The sequence below is a fragment of the Rapidithrix thailandica genome, from assembly GCF_039710355.1.
GTDB lineage: Bacteria > Bacteroidota > Bacteroidia > Cytophagales > Flammeovirgaceae > Rapidithrix > Rapidithrix thailandica.
Genome location: NZ_JBDKWZ010000003.1, coordinates 217,365 through 236,342 on the forward strand (window position 1 = coordinate 217,365; position 18,978 = coordinate 236,342).

17 protein-coding genes are annotated in these 18,978 nt (G+C 40.9%); 11 read left to right on the plus strand and 6 right to left on the minus strand.

What is annotated here, in order from left to right:
• Positions 1-209: 209 nt before the first annotated feature.
• The 4 genes from budA to AAG747_RS06580 all read right to left on the minus strand — a co-directional run bounded on the left by budA (position 210) and on the right by AAG747_RS06580 (position 3,995).
• Positions 210-1,793, minus strand: a complete 1,584-nt coding sequence (budA, locus tag AAG747_RS06565; protein WP_346820347.1) for an acetolactate decarboxylase — start codon at positions 1,791-1,793, stop codon at positions 210-212.
• Positions 1,794-2,226: 433 nt separating this feature from the next.
• Positions 2,227-2,700, minus strand: coding sequence for a GNAT family N-acetyltransferase (locus AAG747_RS06570; protein ID WP_346820348.1), 474 nt, complete (start codon positions 2,698-2,700; stop codon positions 2,227-2,229).
• 148 nt (positions 2,701-2,848) lie between these two features.
• A complete protein-coding gene (locus AAG747_RS06575; protein ID WP_346820349.1) occupies positions 2,849-3,481 on the minus strand; it encodes an NAD(P)H-dependent oxidoreductase in 633 nt (210 codons plus the stop codon).
• A 73-nt stretch (positions 3,482-3,554) separates the two neighbouring features.
• Positions 3,555-3,995, minus strand: a complete 441-nt coding sequence (locus AAG747_RS06580; protein ID WP_346820350.1) for a GNAT family N-acetyltransferase — start codon at positions 3,993-3,995, stop codon at positions 3,555-3,557.
• A gap of 266 nt (positions 3,996-4,261) precedes the next feature.
• Between AAG747_RS06580 and AAG747_RS06585 the strand changes: the two genes are divergently transcribed.
• The 11 genes from AAG747_RS06585 to AAG747_RS06630 all read left to right on the plus strand — a co-directional run bounded on the left by AAG747_RS06585 (position 4,262) and on the right by AAG747_RS06630 (position 16,479).
• Positions 4,262-4,711 (plus strand): acetyltransferase, encoded by a 450-nt coding sequence (locus AAG747_RS06585; protein WP_346820351.1) that lies wholly within the window; start codon positions 4,262-4,264, stop codon positions 4,709-4,711.
• 78 nt (positions 4,712-4,789) lie between these two features.
• Positions 4,790-5,362: a Crp/Fnr family transcriptional regulator gene (locus tag AAG747_RS06590; RefSeq protein ID WP_346820352.1), complete on the plus strand. Its 573-nt coding sequence runs from the start codon at positions 4,790-4,792 to the stop codon at positions 5,360-5,362.
• Positions 5,363-5,553: 191 nt separating this feature from the next.
• On the plus strand, positions 5,554-6,099 hold the full coding sequence (locus tag AAG747_RS06595; RefSeq protein WP_346820353.1) for a cysteine hydrolase family protein: 546 nt from the start codon (positions 5,554-5,556) through the stop codon (positions 6,097-6,099).
• A 502-nt stretch (positions 6,100-6,601) separates the two neighbouring features.
• The gene (locus AAG747_RS29195; protein ID WP_430300560.1) at positions 6,602-6,724 is read left to right on the plus strand and encodes a plastocyanin/azurin family copper-binding protein; all 123 of its coding nucleotides are present in this window, start codon (positions 6,602-6,604) and stop codon (positions 6,722-6,724) included.
• Between the two features lie 84 nt (positions 6,725-6,808).
• Positions 6,809-7,753: an NADP-dependent oxidoreductase gene (locus AAG747_RS06600; protein ID WP_346820354.1), complete on the plus strand. Its 945-nt coding sequence runs from the start codon at positions 6,809-6,811 to the stop codon at positions 7,751-7,753.
• 857 nt (positions 7,754-8,610) lie between these two features.
• Entirely contained in the window at positions 8,611-9,810 is a 1,200-nt protein-coding gene (locus AAG747_RS06605) for an efflux RND transporter periplasmic adaptor subunit (RefSeq protein ID WP_346820355.1), read from the plus strand.
• Positions 9,792-12,935 carry an efflux RND transporter permease subunit gene (locus AAG747_RS06610; RefSeq protein ID WP_346820356.1) on the plus strand — a complete coding sequence of 1,048 codons (3,144 nt, stop codon included), beginning with the start codon at positions 9,792-9,794 and terminating at the stop codon, positions 12,933-12,935. Before AAG747_RS06605 ends, AAG747_RS06610 begins: the two co-directional genes overlap by 19 nt.
• Positions 12,932-14,398 carry a TolC family protein gene (locus AAG747_RS06615; RefSeq protein ID WP_346820357.1) on the plus strand — a complete coding sequence of 489 codons (1,467 nt, stop codon included), beginning with the start codon at positions 12,932-12,934 and terminating at the stop codon, positions 14,396-14,398. The genes AAG747_RS06610 and AAG747_RS06615 overlap by 4 nt, the downstream gene beginning before the upstream one ends.
• Positions 14,399-14,539: 141 nt before the next feature.
• Positions 14,540-15,388, plus strand: a complete 849-nt coding sequence (locus tag AAG747_RS06620) for a helix-turn-helix domain-containing protein (protein WP_346820358.1) — start codon at positions 14,540-14,542, stop codon at positions 15,386-15,388.
• Between the two features lie 133 nt (positions 15,389-15,521).
• Complete coding sequence (locus AAG747_RS06625; protein ID WP_346820359.1) at positions 15,522-15,725, plus strand: tautomerase family protein; 204 nt, start codon at positions 15,522-15,524, stop codon at positions 15,723-15,725.
• Positions 15,726-15,732: 7 nt separating this feature from the next.
• Positions 15,733-16,479, plus strand: coding sequence for an SDR family NAD(P)-dependent oxidoreductase (locus tag AAG747_RS06630; protein WP_346820360.1), 747 nt, complete (start codon positions 15,733-15,735; stop codon positions 16,477-16,479).
• 62 nt (positions 16,480-16,541) lie between these two features.
• Here the strand turns inward: AAG747_RS06630 and AAG747_RS06635 are convergent, their stop codons facing one another.
• The gene (locus AAG747_RS06635; RefSeq protein ID WP_346820361.1) at positions 16,542-17,729 is read right to left on the minus strand and encodes a hypothetical protein; all 1,188 of its coding nucleotides are present in this window, start codon (positions 17,727-17,729) and stop codon (positions 16,542-16,544) included.
• Positions 17,730-17,926: 197 nt separating this feature from the next.
• The gene (locus AAG747_RS06640; RefSeq protein ID WP_346820362.1) at positions 17,927-18,688 is read right to left on the minus strand and encodes a carboxypeptidase-like regulatory domain-containing protein; all 762 of its coding nucleotides are present in this window, start codon (positions 18,686-18,688) and stop codon (positions 17,927-17,929) included.
• Positions 18,689-18,978: the final 290 nt, after the last annotated feature.

Genomic DNA, 18,978 nt, shown 5'->3' on the forward strand with positions numbered 1-18,978 from the left:
TTTTTAAATCGAATTACTTATCAATAATATAACGTATAAGCGCAAATGTAGCAACATCTTATTTGCATTCAAAAAACTGAACAAAGATTGACCAACAAGTACTGTTACGAAACAATTCTGTTCCCATTCCTCACAAAATAATAAAAAACGGCTTGAGTGAACACTCAAACCGTTTTCGGTTTCGCTATTTACCCTTGATTTCAATATCCTTACTTCCCTTGTTCTACCCTTTCCAAAGCTTCACTTTCCAGCTCCTCAAATTTAAAATTTCGAAAGGGGGCATCAGTCGGTACTTCCAATTCAAAACTTTTCAAGCGGGCAATTTCAATTTTTAGATTTTCACCGTTAAAGTCCAATACATGCCCTCCTTGCTTTTTATCTTTTGACAAGAAGTGGAAATGAAACCCCTTCATATTAATCCCATTCAAATACTCTGGCAAATGATAGCCCACCAAAGTTCCTTTAGTTTGAGAATATTCAAATATCTGTTGCCGGTCCATAATCGATGTCAAGGGAGGAAAGGGTTCTTTTTGAAAGGGAGGAAAGGCTCTTGTTTTCATAGACTGAAACGATCCGGAAATTTTAATAGCATACGGTTCATTTAGACTTGATAAATAGCTTCGAACCCTTTCCAAAGCCTTCTCTTTATTCACTTTTTCTTGAAGGTACAAAGTGGTATCGGCTTTGAAAAAAGTAACCGTAGCAAAAGATGTTTTATGCGCGTTATCCACTTCTACGGTTTCCCCGGTGACTTTGGTCTGATAAAATTTCCCTCCCAACATGGTCAGTTCGCCATCCAGCATATCGGGAGCACCTATGCCAAAATCTCCTTTAAACTTAACCTCACGGACCGGTAGCGTCCCTCTGTACAAACCGCTGATAAAAGCATCAATTACGCCATAGTTATATAGTTTATTGTACTTGTCATGGGGGGCTTTTTCCAGCTCCGCTCTATTGGTGATAATAACCTTGTTGTGAAACATCTGGGGCAAATAGATCTTCTGGCTCGAGCGGTCATAATATATATCGGCGACACTTTCTCCGGTAAACAACGATTCGGTTTGATTGGATGCCAGATCGTATATCCACAATTTTCCAAAGTCTTTTACAGGAAAAGTGACCCAGTCAGAAATTAGCAAATGTTCATCATCCATCCATTCGACACCGTCAAAAAAACCGCTGCCAATATTAGGCAATTTGGAAAAGGTTCCTTTCCCGGACTGTAAGTATACCGAACCTTCTCCAAAGGTTTTGCCATTCGAACAAGCTACTAATTGTCCGGTTTTTTCATTGAAAGAAATGCCATTGACAGTAGGAATGTTTCCAATGATATCAAAAGATTTATTCCGGATATCCACTTTATAGATATCACCGAATACGGTTTCGGTGACGGCAATATATCCCTTTTCCAAAAGGCATATATCATTCAAAACTTTTGTTTTCGGAATGCTTAACTCAAAAACGGTTTTTCTTGAATCAAGGTCATAGCCCAACACCCGATCCAAATCGGCCACATAGAGAATATTGTTGGTGATAGCCATTCCTTTGGGGGCATGCAATTTCCCTTTTAAAGGAAGAAACTTTCTTGTCAACAGTTTCCCTTCCACTGAAATTTCACTGATAAAACCATCACCATCTTTGTTAAAAGGATCTTGTCCCTGATTGGAAACAAAAAAGCGCTTGCCATCCGAGATCACACTTTCCGGCATGGCAAATCCATGGGTAATTTGTTGTGCTAGCCCATCTATGTTTAACAGTGCTACACAACTTAATAATAGCAATTGAAACCGCATTTTTGACACAATTTTTAAATGAGATAATGATTTTTCGGAATGTTTTTCCAAGGTGCATGTATTGAAAATCAACTGATACTTTAAGTGAGCAAAGCACCATCAGATTATAAGTAAGAAGTGGAAGTCCGCAGTCTATTTATTGCCATACCTCACTCATTATGAAGCCTCTGTATTACATTCAGTCGTTTAAGTTTGGCCAACTTCGATAAAAGCTAAATTAGCGCTTTCACCATTTCTACAGTTATGCTATTCAAAGCGAATATTATGAAATAGAAAGAATCTGTTTTATAGCAATAAAAAAGACCTTCAAAGGGAGGTCCTCTTAAGGTCTTTTTCATATTCGAAAGCTTCGGCTTTCTTCCCGGATTGAAACAATTGAACGCTACATATTTCTTCTGATTCCCTCTTCCCTAATTTGTTTTTACTGCTTCCATCACCGGTGTTTGTTTTCCATTGTATAGCTAAAATGTACCACTTGTTCTTCAGTTGTAATTGGGGTTGAACGGTAAAAGTCCAAGGCATGGTCATCTACTTTGTCCGCTTGGACATATGCTTCTTCAAACCCGTTTTCTTGACAATACTCTGTAATGGCTTGAATCAGTTGCTTACCAAGCCCCTGTCGTTGAAATGACCTCAAAACAGCCAGATCAAAAATATAGGCCAGTGGTTTTTCGGAGTAATATTGATCCATTTTATATGCCGTTAGTCCACCAATCACATTTCCTTTCCAACGTGCTACGAAAACCATAAACCCGTCCTTTTCCAAAACCCCTTGTAAATGTTTCCGACTGGGAATTGAAAAGTTCTGCATTTCAAAAACCTCTTCAAATACCTTGATCAAGGCTTCGAACTTGTCCAGTTCATGACCATCCAGCTTTTCTATGGTCACATTTTTTATTTCTTTCATTTTCATCCGGTACGATCGATAATAAATAAAGAAGTGGTTTAAACTTATAGTTTTGACCGAAAATGGAATCAAAAACCGGCTCATCAAGACACTTATTGAAGAGAGTAGCCAAAGCTATTGTTGAAAAAAGAAACACAGAGGAGGTGTTTTACTCAAACAATTTCCCTTCAGGTATACCTTCTTTTACAGCTTTCGGAAAATACTGGTCCATCATCTCTTTTACTTCTTCTAACCAGATTTTCCTTTGTTGTAAATCGCTCGTCACGATGATCCGGAACATTCTTCTGTCAAATTGTTTCACTCCACAGAAGTCAAAAATACAATTCTTCCAAATCGTTTCCAGAGGATCTTTAAATAGTAAGTTTTCCCTTTCCGCATTCGTATTGGAAGTATTAAATACCAGTCCGGTTTTCGCTTTTAACAAGCCAACAGGTACACCTTCCCCACTATCTCCTTCTTCAAATTTATAGGCAATCCCCGGCCGGATTACCCTGTCAATCCATCCTTTCAGAATGGCAGGAGGTTGTCCCCACCAATTCGGATGAATCACAATGATTCCATCACTACTCAGCAATTCTTCGCAATGTCTTTTGATTACCGGATCCGCCAATCCGTCTCTGGAAATTTCTTCCTTTTCCAAGATGGGATCGAACGTTTCCTTATGCAGATCATGAAAGATTACCGTATGTCCGTTTTCCAGTAAGCGTTCTTTACAAGCTTCCGCAATAGCATGGTTGAAACTGCCACTGTCAGGGTGGCCAAGTACAATTAGTATATTCATTCTGGTTCAATATAGAGTTTTAACTGCCAAGTAAATCGGGCAAGAAACATTTTTATGTCACTCGTATGTAGCCTTACTTTAAAGGTAATTCCATGTGGTATAAATCAATCCCCTCCGCCCAAAAGTCCTCTACAATTTCAATCAATCTGAAGTTAAATTTTTGATAAAATTGAAATGCAAACTGAGAAGTTCTTACGGCAATCACTTGAATCTCCGGATGTTTCTTTATTTGCTCGATTCTGTATCGGGTAAGCCGGCTACCCAGGCCCTTACCCATCGCCTCCGGGTGCACCATATCCCAGGAGATCCTGGCAGTTTTGCCATCGTCCATATAATTGACTCCGCCTGCTCCTACAATCTTCCTCCCTTCTTCCATCACAAAATAATGTCGGGAATACAATTCAAGGTATTCTATAAAATCCTTCTCTTCCGAAGCATCAAAAAACTCAGGTGTATTAAGCCGCAATAGCTCAATGAGTGCCTCCCGGTCTTGGTTAGTATACAGTCTGATCATTCTCCATAAAATATTAATATAGTTTAAAGATATACAGATCGGCATATTATCCCAATAACCGGTTAATTTTCTATTCAGCAACACAACCAACTTGCCTATGGCTTTAATCCGTTTGTATAGGAAAATTATTTTATTGTTAGGACTACAAACGTTAAGCAAGGTTATCGAGACAGCAAAACGATTCTCCCCTTGAATTAAATTTATTCTTTGTGCGATCCATAAGGAATTTGATAATTTTGAAATGTAGTAACAGGACAATCAATATCATGATAAATACAATCGATAAAATAGATCCGGTCGAATTTCCTGAAGTAGTGGAAGTCTGGGAAGCCTCTGTACGGGCAACACATCATTTCTTGAAAGAAGAAGATATTCTATTTTTCAAACCTTTGATTTTGAAGGAATATTTGAAAGCCGTTGATCTGGCATGCATTCGCAATCAATCCGGCAAAATTCTAGGGTTTATGGGGGTAGCCGAGGGCAATCTCGAAATGTTGTTTATTCATCCGGATGCCCGGGGGAAAGGCATTGGAAAAACCCTCACTCAACATGCCATCAGACAAATGCAAGTAACCAAGGTGGATGTCAATGAGGACAACGGACAAGCCATTGGTTTTTATGAACATATGGGTTTTCAGACGGTTGGCCGTTCGGAGTTGGATGGAGCGGGAAAACCTTATCCGTTATTACACATGGCATTGAAAGCGACACATTAATCCGAACCCCGACAAATGATCCGGTGGGGATTGCTTCTTGGTTAATCGAATGACATAACAAGTAAACTTTCTACAACAATGCATCCGAATCTCATCCAACATATCCGAAAGTATGTGAATATCCGGGAAGCGGAAACGGATATTTTATGGGACTACATTAAGCCTTTGGCAGCCAAAAAGAAAGATTTTTTGTTGCAAGAAGGACAGGTTTGTAAATCCAACTTTTTTGTGGAAAAAGGCTGTTTACGGATGTTTTTTATAAATGAAAAAGGCACGGAACAAATTACGGATTTTGCTATCGAAAACTGGTGGATGGCTGATTATATGAGTTTTCTTCACCAAGCTCCTTCTTCCTTTTATATCCAGGCCATTGAAAAGTCTACGGTCTATTGCCTATTTCATCACTCACAGAACGAGCTGTTTGCAAAACTGCCACAATTAGAACGGTATTTTCGATTGGTTTCCCAAAGGGCAAATGCCGCCTCCCAATACCGGATCATGCATATGTACAACTTGTCACGCGAAGAGCTCTATCACCACTTCAGCACTTCTTTCCCGGAGTTTGTTCAACGGGTTCCGCAATATATGCTAGCCTCTTTTTTAGGGTTTACTCCTGAGTATTTAAGTGAAATACGGAAAAAGAAGACGTGATGCCCTTTCAATTTTATCCGGGGAAACTTGACAGATATAGAGTGAGTTAACTTTTTCTTTTTCCTAAAAAATGGAATCAAAAACTATAAGTGTAAACCACTTCATTTTTTCCCGCTTAAAAAATGAAACAAACTCCCACGCAAAATACGTTAAGTCTGCTATTATCCTTTACAAAAACAGGAAAACTAAATATGAAAGCACTAATCCTTATTGACCTTCAAAATGACTATTTTGAAGGAGGAGCAATGGAATTGGCTCATGCGGAAAAAGCAAGCGAAAAAGCCCAACAACTCCTACAGCAATTCAGAAAAGAAAGCCTACCCATTGTGCATATTCAACATATCGCCACCCGGCCGGAAGCCGGTTTTTTCTTACCCGGTACATCCGGAGCGGAAATCCATCGGAACGTACAACCCGGAGCCAATGAAAAAATTATTGTCAAGCATTCTCCCAACAGCTTTCAAGGAACTGAATTATTGACCTATTTACAAGAATCCAGAATTACAGATTTGGTCATATGTGGGATGATGACGCATATGTGTGTGGATTCCACCACCCGGGCCGCCAAAGATTTTGGCTTTGCCTGTACAGTTATTGCTGATGCCTGTGCCACAAAAAGCCTTAAAATACAGGGCCAACTTATACAGGCTCAAGATGTACATAACTCCTTTTTAGCGGCATTAAACTACTACTATGCAACTGTAAAAACCACAAAAGAGTACGTTGCAGATAAGTAAGTACTTCCTGAAGAGTGAGAAGAAGAAAAACTCTTTTCACGCCTTCCTTCACTCCATCATTCTTCCCTAGTGAAGGCTCGCATTCGAAGGTTCTTGGAATCAATTAAACACCCTACGGACCATCGCCTCTATCATCACGATCATTTTAGTCGCTATTGCTTGTTTAAGCACTCATGCACCCACTTTGAAATACCCTCCTCAGGGCTTGCCAAGGCTTCGTTGATCCTCATCCGTTGACCGAGCTGATAACAAAATACCTTTTAAAATCAACTGAACCCAACTATATAGCAAAAATTATCATGGCATTTAGCATTGTTTTCATTTTCACATCAAGTTTTCACTCCAACATACAAGAGACATCTTTCAGTATTGTAAAGATGAAAGGGATGCAGTTTCATCCCAAAGTCATTGAATGTGGAAGTGGGGAGCACAGTAAAATGGATCAATGAAAGTAACGGCATACACGATGTAGTGTCAAAAAACCGGAAGGTTCAAAAGCAAAATTCTACAAAAAGGGGAAGTTTTCACATCTACTTTTAAAGAAGCCGGAGTGTATCATTACTATTGCCAAGCGCATAAAATAATGGGGATGAAAGGCCAATATCACAAGAGGGAACAGTGGTAGGAAAGGCCTGTTTGTTCTTTCTTTTTTTTAACCGTTGCTCTATACCTTTGGGGCCTTTACTTAGTAATCCAAAAAAAACTAAACATGAAAACTATTGTATTAAACCAATTTGGAGATGTCGAAAACCTCCAAATCAAAGAACTACCTATTCCCTCTATTTCAGAAGATGAGGTACTGATAAAAGTAAAAGCCATCAGTATTAACCCTGTGGATATCAAAACCAGGAAAGGGGAAGCCTTGGCCAACAAGTTGAAAAAGCACGACCCACTGGTCTTGGGTTGGGATATCTCTGGAACCATCGAAAAAACGGGCCATCAGGTAACGGATTTTTCTGTAGGAGAAGATGTATTCGGCATGGTGAATTTTGTGGGTCATGGCAAAGCCTATGCAGAGTACGTTGCGGTACCGGCCTCACAGATAGCCCGTAAGCCGTCCAACATTAGCCATGAAGAAGCTGCGGCCAGTACGCTTGCGGCATTAACTGCCTGGCAAGCCTTTACGGAATTCGGACATTTGAAAGCTGGCGACAAAGTACTGATTCATGCTGCTTCAGGTGGTGTGGGTCATTTTGCCGTACAAATCGCCAAATATTTAAAAGCTTATGTAATCGGTACCTCTTCCGCACAAAACAAAGAATTTGTGTTGGGACTTGGAGCCGATGAACATGTAGATTACAGAAAACAACGGTTTGAAGATGTATTATCAGAGATCGATTTCTGTTTGGAGTCGATAGGTGGAGAAAACTTTGAGCGGACGGTTGAAGTGGTCAGACCTTTCGGAACCATTATCAATTTGCCATCCGGCTTAAGCGAAACAGCCAAAGAAAAATCCAAACGCAAAAATATCAAAGCTTGCTTTTTTATGGCGGTGTATTCCAACGGCAAGGATATGAACGTGATTGCGCATCTTTTGGAAAAAGGAATTATCAAAGCGCATGTTTCTAATAGTTTTGCTTTCGAAGAAATGGCAGAAGCCCACCGGCAAATCGAAAGTGGCCGCACCGTAGGCAAAGTCGTAATTTCAGTATAAAAAATACGCCCTGGGGTATGTTCAGACATACTTCGGGGCTTTCTATCTTCCTCCCCCCTACCTTTTACCGCTTAGTTCCTCATAATGAGTCAAAGAAAAATCAAATTTTCAAGCAAAAAGTCGATTAAGAAATTTATAATTTTTATATAACTTTAGGGCTAGAACTTATAACTGAATCGCTATTTCCTTGAGAACTTGTTAATGCACATGGTATATTTATATACTTTATTAGTACTATCTATTTTTACTAGCAACATAGAAATAAATTCCCCTGGGCCACTCAATGATGAAGAGTTGGTCTTTACCAATGATTCCCTAGATTTTATTTCTAACAGCCTACGCGCAGAACCTGTTGTTATTTCCCGTAGAATACATAGACTCCAATTCAAGTTTATGCTTTCCGGGCATCATGGTGTGTACGTTTCAAGTATGCATCCTTCCTCTTGTTCCACAGCAAACATTAACAATGTATATCCATTGCTTTTGATCAAAAGGCGTTTTATCGCGTGCCCGAATGCCCCTTGATTTTCTGATATCACCTTTTCAAATTCAAATACATTTTGACGTAACGGTACATACTAAGTAATTCATCAGTACATTTTGCCACACAAGGATATTTCGTTGAAAGAGATGTTCTCCAAAACAACTACGTTTTCAGTTGATCTTCTTTGTAAAAGCCACTTACAGAAGGAAAAACAACATCAAAACATATTAGTTGAGCTACTGGTTACTTAGTGAGATGCAACCCTTTGAAGTACTGGATTTTAACAATACTTCAGGTTCATTGCTCATTTTCCAAGTCAAAATTTCAATCCTCTTTTAAGTAAATTTATTAAATGATTTAACGTAAACTATCAATGATTAACTACCGGCTTATTCTATTGTATTTCTCTCTGGTCATTACGAGTATATTGACATCTTGTAATGAAGAGGGCCGTAAAAATATCACCGATAACAGTAAACCTGTAACGGTACCTGTTCTCCAATTAAAAAGCAAATCCATCCACCTTCCTCAAACGTACATCTGCGATATTCAGGCAGTACAGTTTGTAGAAGTACGGGCCAAAGTGGAAGGCTATGTGGACAATATTTTTGTAGACGAAGGCCAATTTGTTAAAAAAGGCCAAGCGTTATTTCAATTAAGTTCATTCGAACTGAAAGAAATGGTGAACCGGGCCAATGCCACCCTGTATCAGGCCAAAGCCGAAGCCAAAGCAGCCAGCCTGGAAGTAGAACGCCTCAAGGTATTGGTGGATAAAGATATCATCACATCTTCGGAACTGGAATTGGCCAAATCAAAACTTGCCGTGGCAGAAGCCAATATTACTGAGACAGAGTCTTTGTTGAAGAATGCCCAAAACATGCTCTCTTATACCACGATCAAAGCTCCTTTTGACGGTATTGTGGACCGGATTCCTTTCAAAACCGGAAGTTTGGTGACCGCAGGTGATTTGATGACCAATATTACAGACATCTCTGAAGTATTTGCTTATTACAAAGTAAATGAAAACGAGTACCTGCGCTATATGAGGGAAAAGATCGATAAAGGGGGGGAAGACAAAGATATCACCGAGTTGAGCCTGATTTTGTCGGATGGAAAGTACTATCCCTTTAAGGGCGTGCTGGAAACCATGGAAGCCGATTTCGAAAGAGGAACGGGCTCTATTGCCTTCAGGGTGCGTTTTCCCAACCCTAACGGCCTGCTCAAACACGGGGCAACCGGTAAGATAGAAATGACCAATGAATTGAAAGATGTATTCCTGATCCCTCAAAAATCTACTTTTGAAGTACAGGATTACAATTATGTATATCTCTTAAATAATGAGAATAAAGTAAAGGTAGAAAGCTTTAAACCTATCAAGCGGTTTGATGTGTACTATGTGGTCGATGGATTCCAGTCCGGTGACCGGATCATCTTTGAAGGCATCCAACAAGTCAGAGACGGAGTTGAGGTAAACCCTACTCCGGTCACGGATGAAGAAGCCTATGACAATTTAGCTAAACACAATCAAAACCACATTGAACCGACTGATCTATCATGCTTGAGTTATTTATAAAGAGACCCATATTATCCACTGTAATATCCGTATTAATCACCTTTATAGGTATCCTGGCTCTGACCTCTTTACCTATTACCCAATTTCCTGAAATTGTTCCACCTTCTGTTACCGTTACGGCCCAGTACAGGGGAGCGAATGCCGAAGTATTGGCCAAAAGTGTGGCCACTCCATTGGAACGGGCCATCAATGGTGTGCCGGGGATGACTTATATGTCATCGGTCAACACCAATGACGGGGTCATGGTCATTACGGTGGTTTTCCAGGTAGGCACGGATCCTGATCAGGCAGCCGTAAACGTACAGAACCGGGTAGCCATGGTCGTGGACGAACTACCCGAAGAGGTAATCCGGGCCGGGGTGATGACGGAAAAGGAGGTAAACAGTATGTTGCTCTACCTCAACCTGATGAGTAGCGACAGTACCCAGGATGAGAAGTTTGTATACAACTTTTCCGATATCAATATCCTTAAAGAACTCAAACGGATTGACGGGGTTGGATTTGCGGAAATCATGGGTTCGAGGGATTACGCCATGCGGGTCTGGCTCAACCCTAACCGCTTGGCTGCTTATAACCTTTCTCCTCAGGACATCATCGAAGCCATCAACCGGCAAAACGTAGAAGCCGCTCCGGGGAAGTCGGGAATCAGTTCTGACCAATCCCCTCAAATGCTGCAATATGTACTGCGCTATACGGGTAAATTCAATGCGGAAGAGGATTACGAAAACATTACCATCAAAGCATTGCCTGATGGTTCCTTGCTCAAAATTAAAGATGTTGCCACGGTAGAGTTTGATTCGGAAGATTACAACATGGTGTCCATCACCGATGGTAAGCCCTCCGCTTCGATCATGATCAAACAGCGGCCAGGCTCCAATGCCAGAGAAGTAATCTCCAACATCAAATCCAAAATGGAAGAATTAGAGAGGACCTCTTTTCCTCCCGGCATGGAGTACAATATTTCGTATGACGTTTCCCGCTTTTTGGATGCTTCTATTTACGAGGTTTTAAAAACCCTGCTCGAAGCCTTTATACTGGTATCCATTGTGGTTTTTATCTTCTTACAAGACTTCAGGTCCACCTTGATACCGGCCATTGCGGTACCCGTTTCATTGATCGGTACATTTTTCTTTATGCAGCTCTTTGGCTTCTCTATCAACTTGCTCACGCTGTTTGCCTTGGTATTGGCCATTGGAATCGTAGTGGACAATGCCATTGTGGTGGTAGAAGCAGTGCATGTGAAAATGCACGACTTAAAAATGGGAGCCAAAGAAGCAACTTTGGCAGCCATGAAAGAAATTGGCGGAGCCATTATCGCCATTACCTTGGTCATGTCAGCAGTATTTGTTCCGGTGAGTTTTTTGTCAGGCCCCGTAGGGATTTTCTATCGCCAATTCTCCTTGACCCTGGCCATCGCCATTGTCATTTCGGGAGTCAATGCACTCACCTTATCTCCGGCACTTTGTAGCATCATGCTAAAGCCTCCCCACCATACAGGAGGGAAAAAGAGCTTTATTCAGAGATTCTTTGATGGCTTTAACAATTGGTATGATAACCTGTCATTCAGGTATGCCAGAATCTTAAAAAAGATTGTCGGACGAAAAGCCGTTACTTTCGGAATACTGGGCGTATTCTTTTTCGGAACCTATGGTATTTCCTACATTTTGCCTACGGGCTTTATTCCAACGGAAGACCAAGGGATGATTTATGTAAATGTCACTACCCCTCCCGGAGCCACCGTAGAGCGAACCAAAACGGTGTTGGATGAAGTTCAAAGTGCTTTATTGCCTTACGAAGAAGTCGAAACGGTTTCCACTTTGGCAGGATATAGTCTTTTAACGGAAACCGCAGGCGCTTCCTATGGCATGGGGATGATCAACTTGGTCAATTGGGGAAGCCGGGAAGAAAGTGTGGAACAATTGATTCAAAAATACCAAGAGAAGGTAGCTCATATTTCGGATGCGGAAATTCAATTTTTCTCTCCGCCTACGGTTCCCGGATTTGGTAATGCCAGCGGTTTTGAACTACGCCTGCAAGACAAAACCGGAGGTAACCTGGAACTTACCGCACAAACCACCCAGGAGTTTGTAAAAGCCCTGAATGAACGGGAAGAGCTCAAGGAAGTTTTTACCAACTTTAACCCGAACTTCCCTCAATACATTCTGCATGTAGATCACGACAAAGCCGCCAAATTAGGGATTGCGGTGGATGTAGCCATGCAAACGCTTCAAAGCTATATCGGAAGTTTCTATGCTTCTAACTTTATCCGTTACGGGCAAATGTACAAAGTCATGGTACAGGCTGCTCCTCATTACCGGGCACATCCCGAATCTTTATTGAGTATGTATGCCAAAAGTAATTCGGGCGACATGGTTCCCTACTCCAACTTTGTGCATTTAGAACGGGTTTACGGCCCGGAGCAGTTGACCCGGTACAATATGTTTACTTCAGCCATGATCAATGGGGAAGCCGCTGAAGGATTCAGTAGTGGGGATGCCATTGCAGCCGTAGAGGAAACAGCCCTGAAAGTTTTGCCCCGGGGATACCAGATTGAATGGTCGGGTATGACCCGTGAACAAATCGAATCGGGTAATCAGGCGATTTATATCTTCTTGGTTTGTCTCTTTTTTGTGTATTTAATCTTGGCGGCCCAATACGAGAGTTACTTCTTGCCGTTACCGGTGATCCTTTCCTTGCCGGCCGGAATATTTGGCTCTTTTCTATTCTTAAAGTTGCTAGGGTTAGAAAACAATATTTTCGCCCAGGTATCACTGGTCATGCTCATCGGACTACTCGGGAAAAATGCCATTCTGATTATTGAAATTGCCATTCAAAACAGAGACAAAGGCATGGGTATCGTGGAATCTGCCACCCATGCAGGGGTAGAGCGGCTCCGTCCGATCTTAATGACTTCCTTTGCTTTTATCTGTGGACTGATTCCCTTAACCATCGCTTCAGGTGCAGGAGCCATCGGTAACCGGACCATCGGAACAGCCGCAGCCGGAGGCATGCTAATCGGAACACTCATCGGGGTTATTTTGATACCGGGCTTGTATGTAGCCTTCGAGTCCCTGTCGGATTACCTGAAAAACAAAAAAGAACCCAAACCTGAGATGGCCCAATGATGAAGACAAAACATAGAAAATATAACAAACTATTCATACTTTGCTTGATGACCCTTGTGGGCTTGAATGCATGTAAGTCAAGTAAAGTGACGCAAGAAAACCAAACGTTGGATTTGCCCCGGCATTTCACGGTGGATGCCGACACCAGCAATAGCCTGGCATCGACCAACTGGGAATTGTTTTTTGAGGACGAAAAACTCCGGCACCTGATCCAAATCGCCCTGGAAAACAACCAAGAGGTCCAAAAAACGCTGGAGCGAATCAAAATAGCCCATGCGGACTTGCGAAAGGCCAAAGCCGGAAGGTTACCGGAACTAAACGGAATTGCCGGTGCCAGTGTAAAACGCTTTGGAGAATATACGATGGACGGTGTGGGAAATGCAGATACCAATATTTCCGAAACCGTACCGGATGATAAAAAACTGCCCAGTCCCTATACTGACTTTATCATAGGAGCGGAATTTAAATGGGAAGTGGATGTATGGGGAAAATATAAAAACCGGAAAAAAGCCGCAGCAGCCCGGTGGATGGCTACCCAGGAAATGAGCAACAGTGTCAACACCTGGCTGATTGCGGAAGTCGCTAATCTTTACTATGAGCTAAGCGGTTTGGACGAAGAGATCAATGCCTTGGAAAAAAACATTTCCAACCAACAACTTGCCTTTGATCTTACCAAAGAACTGAAAGCATCCGGGAAAGAAAATCAGTTGGCAGTAGATCAATTTGAAGCTCAGGTTTTAAATACCCGTTCATTATTAATAGAAAAAGAAAGGGAAGTGTATGCTACGGAAATGGCTTTGAGTAAACTATTGGGGACTTATCCTGAAGAGGAAATCGTTCGGGAGCCACTTACACAAGTCAATACCCAAGCGGAAATACTCAAAATCGGTGTCCCGGCCAATCTGGTACAATACCGGCCGGACATACGGATGGCCGAACGCAATTTGCTAGCCAGCAAAGCAGATGTACAGGTAGCCAGAGCCGCTTTTTTCCCTTCCATCAATTTGTTTGGCATGGCGGGATTTAATGCCTTTGAATTGAGTAAGTTATTCTTAAGCCCAGCCTCTACCATTTATCAGGCGGGCGCAGGGCTGACCGCTCCTATTTTCAATAGAAAGCAAATTAAAACGGCCATGGAAACTGCGAAGGCCAAACAAAAAATTGCTTACTTAGCGTATCAGGAAACTGTACTGAATAGTTACTTGGAAGTATTAAGCACCTTAAATAACTATCAGACCCTCAATAAGCAATTGACACTTAAGGCAAAAGAAGTAGCCGTACAAAAGCGCTCTATTGACAATTCCAACACCATGTTCTCGGTGGGATATGCGAATTACCTGGAAGTCATTAATTCACAAAGCCGGGCCTTGCTAGCTGAGTTGGAATATATCAATTTAAAAAAGGAACAGTTGCAAAGCGTAGTAAAGTTGTATAAATCTCTCGGAGGAGGTTGGATACAATAACCCATCCGGATGAAACACCGACCAAACCCTGTCTATGGCATTTGCTTCAGGCAGGGTTTTCTTTTAGAAAAAGAGTAAATTTTGTTCCTTTACAAAAACAAAACAGTCTCAAAAAAAGACTCTTCTTGCCTTATTTTGAAGATGACACCTATAGCCGAACATAAAAATTTTACCCTCAACGTTAATTCTTTTCCCGGTGTGGAAAAGACTTCCGGTTTGTTTCGTCCCAAATTTCAAAACTGGTATGCCATAGTATGGCTTAGACAAGGAGAAGGCAGGTACTTTATTGATTTTAAAGAATATCCGTTTGCTCCGGACACTCTGATTTTAATTTCCAAAAATCAAAATACCTCTTTCGAGTTTACAACTCCCGACAGCGAATATGTCGTCATTACGTTTGCTCAAGAGCTACTCAACCATTCATCGGAAGACATACAACTCTTGCTATCCTTCTGTATTCGCGAACACTATGAGGGAAAGCAAATTCTCAAAACCAACGGGCAAGATAGCAACTATCTGGATGGTCTTTTGGAGCAGTTACGGTTTATTCCTGAGAGTTGGAATCCGGATATGAAAAAGGCTTCCGCTTATCATTTGATCCAACTCTTTTTACTGTATTGTAATCATCTCAAAACAAATCAACAAAAAGACTTGGAGGGAGTCTCCCATTCCGAAGCCATCCGACAATTCACCAAACTACTTGAATCAAACTTTAAAAATACGCAATCGGTCCATTATTATACAGATCACCTCAACCTGACTTATAACAGCCTTTCTCGGTATACGGCCCAGTACTGCCAACAAACTCCTAAAGAAATCATTGTGGAAAGAGTCATCCTGGAAATCAAACGCCTATTGGCCGGTTCCAAAATGTCTGTGAAGGAGATTGCGTATCACCTGGGATTTGACGAACCTACCAATATGGTCAAGTATTTTAAAAAATACACGGGTATTACTCCTGCTTCCTTCCGGGAATCTACGCTAAACTGAATGATTTCATCTCCATATATTTTCAGCCTTTACTTTCCACTTTGGTGAAAAATTACCATTCATAGGTGAATCTTTACCTTTCTACGGATATGATTCCGGACGAGATTTGTAAGAACAAAAATCTTATTCAATCATGCCGTATATCAACATCAAAGTCACAGACGAAAATCTAAGTAAGGAGCAAAAGCAACAATTGATTGCCGGGGCTACTCAACTGCTCGTAGAAGTTCTTCACAAAAACCCGGAAATGACACACGTAGTCATTGACGAAGTGAACATTGACAATTGGGGTGTTAGGGGAACACAATATTCAGAGATCATCCAAGCTAAAAACTAAAAGAACCATGAAAGGAAAAACTGTGATTATCACCGGAGCATCCACCGGATTAGGCAAAGCCATTGCAACGCTATTTATAGAAAAAGGAAGCAACCTCATCATCAATTCGGCTACGGAAGCTAATCTTTATCGAACCTACCAGGAGTTTGGCTCACCATCGAATGTTATTCCCGTCACCGGGGATATCAGTCAACAAGAAGTCGCTGAAAAACTTGTAAACGTTGCCGTAGAAAAATTCGGAGCAGTAGACGTACTGGTCAACAATGCCGGGGTATTTCAACCCCAACCCTTTTTGGAAGTAAAAGAGGCTGACCTTGACCGCTTTTTAAGCATCAACTTAAAAGGTACTTTCTTCACTTCACAAGCGGCCATCCGTCAAATGCTCCGGCAAGCGGGAGGTTCCATCATTAATACCGGTACCGTGTTAGTAGAACATGCTATTGCGGGCTTTCCTTCAGCGGCACCCGTCAGTAGCAAAGGCGCCATTCATGCGCTCACCCGGCAACTGGCCGCTGAATTCGGCAAAGACAATATCCGGGTGAACACCATAGCACCGGGGATTATCAGAAGTCCTCTACAGGGCAAAATCGGAGTAGAAAATGTAGAGAGTCTGGCAGGCTTGCACTTGTTAGAAAAAATCGGAGAACCGGATGACATTGCGGAAGCGGCTTACTACCTGGCGACAGCCGACTTTGTGACCGGAGAGACCCTCAACGTAGCCGGTGGCCATACCATCGGCCATAAATTCGGCTAAGAACAAAAACAGCGCTTGGGGTAGCCCAAGCGCTGTTTTTGTTTATTTGTATGTATTTTTCTTTACAATGATAAAAATGGAATGAAGGGTCTTTTTTCCATTTTAGCATTTGAGGAAACTACCTCACTGGTTAAAAATATGCCGTCAATCGACAAATGACCTTTTTCCTGATTCCAATAGTTTGTCTGCCACGTGTTAAAGTTAGTGACATCTATCAACATACAAGGTAACTCACCAAAAAAGGTATTTGTCTTTCTATTCATTTCAGCAATACGGTAAATAAACACACTACCATTCTTTGCGGTACCGGTCCATCCATATTCCGGTTTGGCCACAGAAGCATCCATATAAATCGGGTCGGCCTGTACTAATGTTTCTCCTTCTTCATAAGACATCAACAAGCCGTTATCCTCATACCAATTCGAATAAACGGTCTCCTCAGCATTCGTTAGTTTTACCTTATAAATATTTTTCCCATCTACCTTACCAATAATTTCTTGTGTATACACCGACTTCTTTCCCGAAATATCTTCTGCACTAAACTTCCAATAAGCTCCTACTTTCATAAAAGGAAAATCACCAAAGGTAATGGCAGGGAGTACATTCTCATCTTTGGATAGGCTTCCTAAAGTATAGTCTTTCAGTTGAAGGGAGGATTCACCGCCTTCCGGGTCATAATCTCCATTTCCTATTGGTCCTACCGTAGGCGAAACATACGAATACTCAATATCTCCAAAAGGGTCTTTAATTTTTAACTTGATCGCATCTTCCACATCGCCTTTTCCGGTTTTTACGGTGACATCCACCGCTTCAATCGTATATGTACTCGTATAAATCCCTCTGGTTACCGTCCAAGAAGTTCCTACCGGTTGACCAAACTTGCATTCTACCTGATAAAAATCAGGATCACGTAAACGGTAAGAAGAATACCACATATTGTCCTTCAATACCCAATAGATTGTTGGGTTTACATAAGGGGTTTCGGTATAATTTCTGACTAAAAACGTGTCCTTGGACAATTGCTTTTCCACCACCATATTAATAGGCAGCACTTCAAGTCCATTGTTATAATCGTACATGTACTCCGTACCTTCTTTTAAAAAGGAAATGGCTACTTCGGGTACCTCAGGATCCGGATCAGGAATGGGTTTCGGGTCCGGGTTACTCGAATCTTCCGAACCGGAACTACAGCCCCATATTGCAAAACTTAAAATAGTAAGAAGGGTAAAATGCGTAAATAGTGTTTTCATACTTAGGGGTTTGTTTCAAATACGAAAGTATAGCCAACACCCCAAAAACACGCATTTATATAAGTTTTTTTTTAAAGGAGTACCTCTTATATTTTGAGGGATTAGGCCGTTAATACTGCATTACTTCTGTTTTTATCTAAACTAAGATAGTGATTGGCAAATTGATGATAACGGATTAGCCTATATGCGTTTAAAAATTAAAACCAAAGTTTACTAAATGCGATATTGAAGAAAAGGCCATCGTCCAAATGTTTCATTACCGTATATTTTGCATCCATTCTGATATTAAATTTTCCCAATCTTGTAGAGATAAAATAACTTCCAAAATCATATTTTGGAGTAAAACATTCTCGATTGAATGAATACGATGGTCCAACTCTGATATAGGGGTTGATTCCAACACCAAATTTTAATGGATCTACATTGCCATCAAATATATCAAAGCCGAATAGCCCATGTAATTGGAGAAAGGGGATAACATATGTATCAAAATCCTTTTTCGTATGCAGTACTTCCACTCCTAAGCCTACCTTTCTCTTTATTAGCTTCCAAAAGCTTGAACTACCTTTCTTATTAAAAAAATAACTATAACCTATTGCTATATCAGAAGTTGTATTCGTAGAATAATATACCTCCTCATAATCGCCAACATAAATTTTCATCCCACATGAGTATACAACAAACTCTTCTAAGGTAATTTTATACTCGGTTTCGTCTGTAATGACAAACTGATTTTTATTAAAACCCACATAAGAACAAATTACCGTATCACCAACTTCAGCTCGAAGCCTGAAGTTCCCTTCAATATCGGTTATTGCATAAATACTATCGTTCACATGTAATACAGCGCCAGGTAGTGGCTCCCCTGCTTCATCAAAAACACGCCCGGAAATTTCCACGGTTTGCGCAAAAGAACTCAAGGAGAAGAATAAGATGATTCCCAAATATAAATACTGCATGATTACTTAAAAACGGACAGAATAGTACCTCAAATTAACGAGGGAGAACATACGAATATACACCAATACGCTCTATTTACCAGAAATTACTTATTGACACTTTATTTAGTTACTACTTAATGATATAAATACCTTCTTAAACTGTACACAGAAGTGCAGGGCAAATACACATTGCTGAAATGTTTCGCAAACATTTCTTAATACATATACAATAAAATAGGTATAAAATTTTAATATTAGTATTTTAGATTCAGCAACACTGACTACCAAATATTTCCCCTTATTTGTTA

What these genes read in the sequence shown, in the direction of transcription:
- budA (WP_346820347.1), bottom strand. Translation starts at nt 1,793, where the DNA reads ATGCGGTTTCAATTGCTATTATTAAGTTGTGTAGCACTGTTAAACATA.
- AAG747_RS06570 (WP_346820348.1), bottom strand. Translation starts at nt 2,700, where the DNA reads ATGAAAGAAATAAAAAATGTGACCATAGAAAAGCTGGATGGTCATGAA.
- AAG747_RS06575 (WP_346820349.1), bottom strand. Translation starts at nt 3,481, where the DNA reads ATGAATATACTAATTGTACTTGGCCACCCTGACAGTGGCAGTTTCAAC.
- AAG747_RS06580 (WP_346820350.1), bottom strand. Translation starts at nt 3,995, where the DNA reads ATGATCAGACTGTATACTAACCAAGACCGGGAGGCACTCATTGAGCTA.
- AAG747_RS06585 (WP_346820351.1), top strand. Translation starts at nt 4,262, where the DNA reads ATGATAAATACAATCGATAAAATAGATCCGGTCGAATTTCCTGAAGTA.
- AAG747_RS06590 (WP_346820352.1), top strand. Translation starts at nt 4,790, where the DNA reads ATGCATCCGAATCTCATCCAACATATCCGAAAGTATGTGAATATCCGG.
- AAG747_RS06595 (WP_346820353.1), top strand. Translation starts at nt 5,554, where the DNA reads ATGAAAGCACTAATCCTTATTGACCTTCAAAATGACTATTTTGAAGGA.
- AAG747_RS06600 (WP_346820354.1), top strand. Translation starts at nt 6,809, where the DNA reads ATGAAAACTATTGTATTAAACCAATTTGGAGATGTCGAAAACCTCCAA.
- AAG747_RS06605 (WP_346820355.1), top strand. Translation starts at nt 8,611, where the DNA reads ATGATTAACTACCGGCTTATTCTATTGTATTTCTCTCTGGTCATTACG.
- AAG747_RS06610 (WP_346820356.1), top strand. Translation starts at nt 9,792, where the DNA reads ATGCTTGAGTTATTTATAAAGAGACCCATATTATCCACTGTAATATCC.
- AAG747_RS06615 (WP_346820357.1), top strand. Translation starts at nt 12,932, where the DNA reads ATGATGAAGACAAAACATAGAAAATATAACAAACTATTCATACTTTGC.
- AAG747_RS06620 (WP_346820358.1), top strand. Translation starts at nt 14,540, where the DNA reads ATGACACCTATAGCCGAACATAAAAATTTTACCCTCAACGTTAATTCT.
- AAG747_RS06625 (WP_346820359.1), top strand. Translation starts at nt 15,522, where the DNA reads ATGCCGTATATCAACATCAAAGTCACAGACGAAAATCTAAGTAAGGAG.
- AAG747_RS06630 (WP_346820360.1), top strand. Translation starts at nt 15,733, where the DNA reads ATGAAAGGAAAAACTGTGATTATCACCGGAGCATCCACCGGATTAGGC.
- AAG747_RS06635 (WP_346820361.1), bottom strand. Translation starts at nt 17,729, where the DNA reads ATGAAAACACTATTTACGCATTTTACCCTTCTTACTATTTTAAGTTTT.
- AAG747_RS06640 (WP_346820362.1), bottom strand. Translation starts at nt 18,688, where the DNA reads ATGCAGTATTTATATTTGGGAATCATCTTATTCTTCTCCTTGAGTTCT.